Raw genomic sequence first — 6,035 nt, forward strand, 5'->3', positions numbered from 1 at the left:
ACGCGGTGGGAAGTGTGCGGTGGAGGTTCGCGCTGGTGGAGTCGCGGGACGGATGCGGGGCGGTTGGGCGTGGGCGCGGGTCAGCTCGTCCGGCCGTTGGTGTCGAAGCGCCGCATCCGGTCGAGTACGTCTTCGGGGGTGGGGGAGGGAAGCTCGTCGATGAGACTTCCGTCGACGAGGAAGACCACGCGATCGGCGTAGGAGGCGGCCACAGGGTCGTGGGTGACCATGACGATGGTCTGGCCCAGGTCGCGTACGGAGTCCCTGAGGAAGCCCAGGACTTCGGCTCCCGAGCGGGAGTCGAGGTTGCCGGTCGGCTCGTCCGCGAAGATGATCTCTGGCTGGCTCGCCAGCGCGCGGGCCACGGCGACCCGCTGCTGCTGTCCGCCGGAGAGCTGTGAGGGGCGGTGCCGGAGCCGTTCGGCCAGGCCGACGGTCCCTACGACCAGGTCCAGCCAGTCCTGGTCGGCGTTGCGGCCGGCGATGTCCATCGGCAGCGTGATGTTCTCGATGGCGTTCAGCGTGGGCAGGAGGTTGAACGCCTGGAATATGAAGCCGATCTTGTCCCGGCGCAGCCTGGTGAGCTGCCGGTCGTTGAGGCGGGAGAGCTCGGTGTCACCGATCCGGGCGGAGCCCGCGGAGATGGTGTCGAGCCCCGCCATGCAGTGCATCAGGGTCGACTTGCCGGAGCCGGACGGGCCCATGATCGCGGTGAACCGGCCGCGCCCGAACTCCACGGAGACCGAGTCGAGGGCCACGACGCGGGTCTCGCCCTCGCCGTAGACCTTGCTCAGTCCGGCGGCGCGCGCGGCGGCCGGGGCGGATGCCGGGCCATGCGGGGGTGCAGGGGTGGCGGCTGCGTGCGACATGGATGACTGCGGCATGGGGACTCCTGGAAGGGGTGCTCGACTCGCTTCCATCGTGGTCGCGCAGGTGGCCTGGATCCGTCGCCCTCAGGTCCTGAATCAACGGCCTGCCGAAGGGCAGAGCCGCCGGACGTGCGTATGCCCCGAGAAAGACAGCGCCTCTACCGAAAGGAAGGTGTGGACGACAGAGCCTCTGTCCAAAGGAAGACCCGCGGTCCGGGCGCCCTAGCCTCGAACCGGCCTGGGGCGCGTCATAACGCCGGCTGTCCCCCACGCTCCTGTGGGGAACAGCCACGGTCGGGCCGTAGAGGTGCCCCTAGCCCATCAGGCCCGCCTGGTGTGCGAGCAGCGCCGCCTGGACCCGGCTGTCCGACCCCGTCTTGTCCAGGATGGACCGGACGTGCGTCTTGACCGTCCCGACGCCGATGCCCAGCCGCTTGCCGAGGTCGAGGTTGGACAGTCCCTCTCCCAGCATGGTCAGCACTTCCCGCTCGCGTGCGGTAAGTCCCGCCAGTCGCTGGTCCGTTGGGCTGTTCAGGCTCTTCGCACTGTTCGTGACACCTGCTGCGCCGCCGCGCAGCATCCGCTGGATGACGGTCCCGGTGACTCCGGGCGAGAGGACCGCGTCCCCGGCGGCGGCCGCCCGTACGGCGCTGATCAGCTCCTGCGGGCCCTCGTCCTTGAGCAGGAAGCCGGTGGCGCCGGCCGCCAGGGCTCGCAGGACGTTGTCCTCGTCGCCGAAGGTGGTGAGCATGACGACCTGCGGGGCAGGGTCGAGCACCCGCAGCCGCTCGATGGCGGCGAGGCCGTCGAGTACCGGCATGCGGATGTCGAGGAGCACCACGTCGGGCCGGTGCTCGGCGGTGAGCCGGACGGCCTCGGCTCCGTTGGCGGCTTCGCCGACCACGTCGATACCCTCGGCGTGCCTGAGGATCAGCCGGACGCCGTGCCGGATCATCTGCTCGTCGTCGGCGAGCAGCACCCGGATCGCGGAGCCGGCCGGGGAGGTGGTGGAGTCGGCCTGGTCAGTCATGTGTCCTGCTCCCAAGGGGCGGTTGCGGTTCGGTGACCACAGGCACCGTGAAACGGTCGATCGAGATCAGGATGTCGGAGCGGAAGCAGTAGCGGACCATCTGCAGCCGCCCGCCCTCGGCCTGCTCGTCGACCCACGGGTACATGCAGTCCTGGGCGGACCGAGGGCGTCGCGGTTCCCGGTCGGCGGCGGCCGCCCGCACCACGTTGTAGTCGGAGATGCCCTTGCTCTGCAGTTGGCTCCGGGTCATCCCCACTCGGGGCTCGAAGGGATAGTAGTCGGGGTGTGGCTTCGCCTTGTCCACCAGGACGACCCCGAACAGCATCATCGCCCCCACGCCCACCAGGCCGAGCAGCCCGGTGACCGCCCTCGTCAGGCCCTGCTGAAGGCTCCGGAGCCGTCGGTGGGGCCGGGGCCGGCCGGCCGCGCCCTGCAGTCCTTCCTCGTCCGGTGCCGCGTCCGCCGCCCGAGCTCCCGGGGCCGGGCGCGCGGCGTCCGCCGGGTCGGCGGGGATGTCGGCCGTCACGCTGAATCCGCCGCCCGGTGACGCGCCCGCATCGAAGGTGCCGCCGAGCAGGGCTACTCGCTCCCGCAGGCCGGTCAGCCCGCGTCCGGAGCCCAGCCCCGTGGCGGCGGTGGGCGGTACGGGCGGAGCGCCGTTGCGCACCCGGACCCCCACCCGCTCCGCGGTGTGGGTGACCGCAACCGTCACATGGGCCCCGGTCGCGTACCGGTGCACGTTGGTGAGCGACTCGCGCACCACCCGGTGCACCGCCCGCCGCACCCGTGCCGGCGGCGTGTCGAGATCGTCCCCCTCCCAGGAGAACTCGACGGGAACGCCGGCACCACGTGACTCCGCCACCAGTGCCTCGATGTCGGAACGGGTGCCGGTGGCGTCGGTCAGCGCGTCGGTGCCGGTGTCCCGCCCCAGGGGGCCCAGGACCCCCAGCGCCTCACGCAGTTCCCGCATGGCATCGCGGGTGGCGCAGCGCACCAGCGACGCCTCCTCCCGCAGCTCGGGGGCCTGCCTCTGCAGTGCCATCTCCAGGCCGCCCGCGTGTAGCGAGACCAGACTGAGCCGGTGCCCGACCAGGTCGTGCATCTCCGCCGCGATACGCGACCGCTCGTGCATCCGCGACTCGCTGTCGGCGAGCCGTCGCGCCTCCTCTGCGGCGGCCGTGCGCTCCCGCAGTGCCCGCACCAGCTGGTCCTGCTGCCCGCGTGCGGTGCCGACCAAGCCCGGTACCAGGACCGTGGTCGCGGCGAGCACCGCACCGAGCGCGAGCCCGTACGACCTGCTGCCGAGCCCGGTGACGGGAGCCGACGCGAAGCAGACCAGCATGGCCGACGCAAGCCCCGCGAGCAGCAGCGCGGTACGTCGTCGCCGCGCCTCCGTCTGCCGGGCCGCGGTGTAGGAGGCCACCGCGGTCAGCAGCCCCGTGGGAGGCAGCACGCCCGTCAGCGCGGACAGCCCCAGCACGCCCGCCGCAGGGAACCGGCGCCGCACCAGCACCAGCCCGATCCCGGCCAGCGCCAGCACCACCATGACCCAGCCGTCGAGCGTCATACCGAGCATCGACGGCACCCCCCTGTACCAGTCCAGCACCAGGTAGGTGAGCAGCACCAACAGCGCGCCGAGGACCGCCTCGCCCACCGTCCGCCACAGCCGCCACCCCTGTTCTCCCGGCCCGGCGAAGGGCCCACGGGCAGACGGACGCGGTGCGGAGGCTGGTGGAGCGCTGAACGACATACCACCGATTGTCAGGCCCGCTCGCGCCGGGATCCTGCGACCTACGGGGGACTGCCCCTCTACCGAAAGGCAGAGGGACAGCCGCCGGTGCGGCGGGGTGTGAGGCGTCCGCGAGCCGATCGGTGACGGACCGGCCATGCGTCGTCGGCCCATTGGCCGCGGTCCACTGAGAGGGCGGGTGGGCAGCCGGCCGGCTGCCCACCCGTCGGGACGGTCAGCGGCCTCCACCGGCGAGCGGCGGGATGCCGCCAGGCGTACGGGCACCCGGGGCGGTCCGACCAGGCCGCGGGGCTGGAGGACCGGCCGGATCCCTCGCCGAACCAGTAGGCCGACCCGCTGCCCTGTCCACGACGTGGTTCATGCGGACGTTGAAGCAGATGAACGGTGTCGTGCACGAGATCAGGTTCCGTGACCTCAGCCTTGGGCTCATTTCGCCTGTCCCGGGTTCTCGGTCAGGCTGCGCAGGATGGCGCGGGCGGTGGCGTCGTTCTGACGGAACGCCGGGCCGTTGGTGCGGGGACGGGCGAACGCCGCGTAGGCGCGGGCGTTGGTGTGCGGGCCGAGAGCGAAGCGGCGAGGATGCGGAAGGCCGCCCAGGGTCGGGTCGAGGATCCGGCTGTCGGCGGCGCAGACGGCGATCAGGCCCGAGCGGTGCGTGCCGGTCCGGTCGGTGATCACGTCCTCGGTGAGCTCGCCGGTCCGGTGGAGTCCGCGGAGCAGCGCGTCGTCCGTGCGGTCGATCGTGTGGGTCGGCAGGTAGCTCTCGATGAGTGCGGTGGCTTCCACGACGTGGCCGGGCACGGTCGGGCTCTCGGCGCGGAAGGTGCCGGTCGTCTCGTCGGCGCTCACCCGGAGGTCCGCGCCGAGGAACCGCACCACACCCGCCTCGGACAGCGCGAGCAACTGGTGCAGCCGGAAACCGGGCGGGCCGGAGGCGAGGAAGTTGAAGAATCCCGACCACCAGCCGTCCAGTTGCTCGGCGATCGAGCGGGCGGCGAGCCGGCCGGAGGCGACGAGCCGGGGCAGCTGGCCGAACAGGGAGAGCAGGGCCAGGAACGCGCCGAGATCCGCGCTGTGCGCGGGGTCGGCACGCCGTTCGGCGTCGCGGGCGATGTGGTCGCGCAGCTGCTTCTGGAACTGCTCGGGGCTGTCGAACGTGACGTCGGCGAGCGGGCGGTCCAGGGCCTCGAAGTCCAGCCGGTCGTCCGGATCGGGGACGGCGGCGGCAACCAGACGCGTGAGCTCGGGGGAGTACCAGCCGTGCCGGTCGTATCCGGCGAGGAACTCGGCCCAGGGCAGGGTGGTTCGTTCCGGATGGGCGTGGAAGAGCTCGTGGTAGTGGCCGAAGCCGATCTCCTTGGCCATCAACGGCCAGATATCACGGCGCAGTTCCAGCGGCTCCGAGCGGTCGAGCAGCGCGTCGACGGCGGCCGCGTCGAAGTATCGGGGCAGCGGCGCGGGCGGGCCCTGGAGCCGGTAGCCGGTCTTGGAGTGGTACGGGACACCGCGGCGCGAGCCGACGTGGATCACCGGCTCCCGTCCGGAGGGCTGGTAGACCAGGCCGGTGGGGGTCTGCTCGAAGCGCCCGCCGCGGCCCTCGGTGAGCAGCGCCATGAGGTCGATGAACGCCAGGCCGAAGCCGCGCACGATCAGCTGCTCTCCGGGGGCGAGGGCGGAGAGGTCGATGTCCGAGGTGAAGGCCGGTGGGAGATGGAACAGGCCGTGTCGAAGAGCGAATTCGGCCAGTTCCTCGTGCCGGTCGTCGGGCGTCGAGCCAAGGTGGCCGAGGGTCAGGACGACCTGGTCCGCGCACAGGGTGGTGTTGGCCAGCCGGACCTCCTGCGGGCCGTCGGCCGGTCCGGCCAGCTCCAGTACGGTGGCCCGGTGGACGGTGACGGTGAGGTGTGCCGGACGGTCGGCGACCGTTCGCCGGAACACCCAGTCCAGGTAGGCGCTCTGCGCGCGGCGGGTGGCGAAGTCGGCGGGCGCGAGCTCGCGCAGTTCGGCCGCCACCACGGGATCGGCCGGCTCTTCGTACGGTGCGAACTCGGCCATCGCGGCGGCCCATTCGGCGAGCGACGGGCCCGGACGGATCGGGCCTTCGATGGTCGAGGATTCATCGGTGAACATGGTGACGTCCTCGGCCATCGAGTTCATCCGCAGCAGCGGGGACTGCTCGTGCCGCCAGATCCGGCCCGGGCCCGGCGGGTGGGGATCGACCAGGTGGACGTGCAGGGGCCGCTCGGGCGGGAGGAGTTCGGCGGCGTTGGCGACGATCCGCTCCAGCAGGCCGGTGGCACGCGGGCCCGCACCGACGATCACCACCTCACTCATGCCCGCGCCTCGCTTCGCTCGGCGCGTGCTTCGCACAACGCGCTCTCGACTG

The 6,035-nt window shown here is 72.1% G+C and carries 4 protein-coding genes; all 4 read right to left on the reverse strand.

Going from position 1 to position 6,035, the window contains the following annotated elements; all coding sequences use genetic code 11:
- Positions 1 to 80 precede the first annotated feature (80 nt).
- The gene (locus ACWCXH_RS30780) at positions 81 to 869 is read right to left on the reverse strand and encodes an ABC transporter ATP-binding protein (RefSeq protein WP_449804785.1); all 789 of its coding nucleotides are present in this window, start codon (positions 867 to 869) and stop codon (positions 81 to 83) included.
- Between the two features lie 313 nt (positions 870 to 1,182).
- The gene (locus ACWCXH_RS30785; RefSeq protein ID WP_449804763.1) at positions 1,183 to 1,899 is read right to left on the reverse strand and encodes a response regulator; all 717 of its coding nucleotides are present in this window, start codon (positions 1,897 to 1,899) and stop codon (positions 1,183 to 1,185) included.
- Positions 1,892 to 3,553, reverse strand: coding sequence for a sensor histidine kinase (locus ACWCXH_RS30790; protein WP_449804764.1), 1,662 nt, complete (start codon positions 3,551 to 3,553; stop codon positions 1,892 to 1,894). Before ACWCXH_RS30790 ends, ACWCXH_RS30785 begins: the two co-directional genes overlap by 8 nt.
- A 522-nt stretch (positions 3,554 to 4,075) precedes the next feature.
- Positions 4,076 to 5,983 (reverse strand): FAD/NAD(P)-binding protein, encoded by a 1,908-nt coding sequence (locus ACWCXH_RS30795; protein ID WP_449804765.1) that lies wholly within the window; start codon positions 5,981 to 5,983, stop codon positions 4,076 to 4,078.
- Between the last annotated feature and the right edge of the window lie 52 nt (positions 5,984 to 6,035).

The sequence above is a fragment of the Kitasatospora sp. NPDC001660 genome (assembly GCF_053596725.1).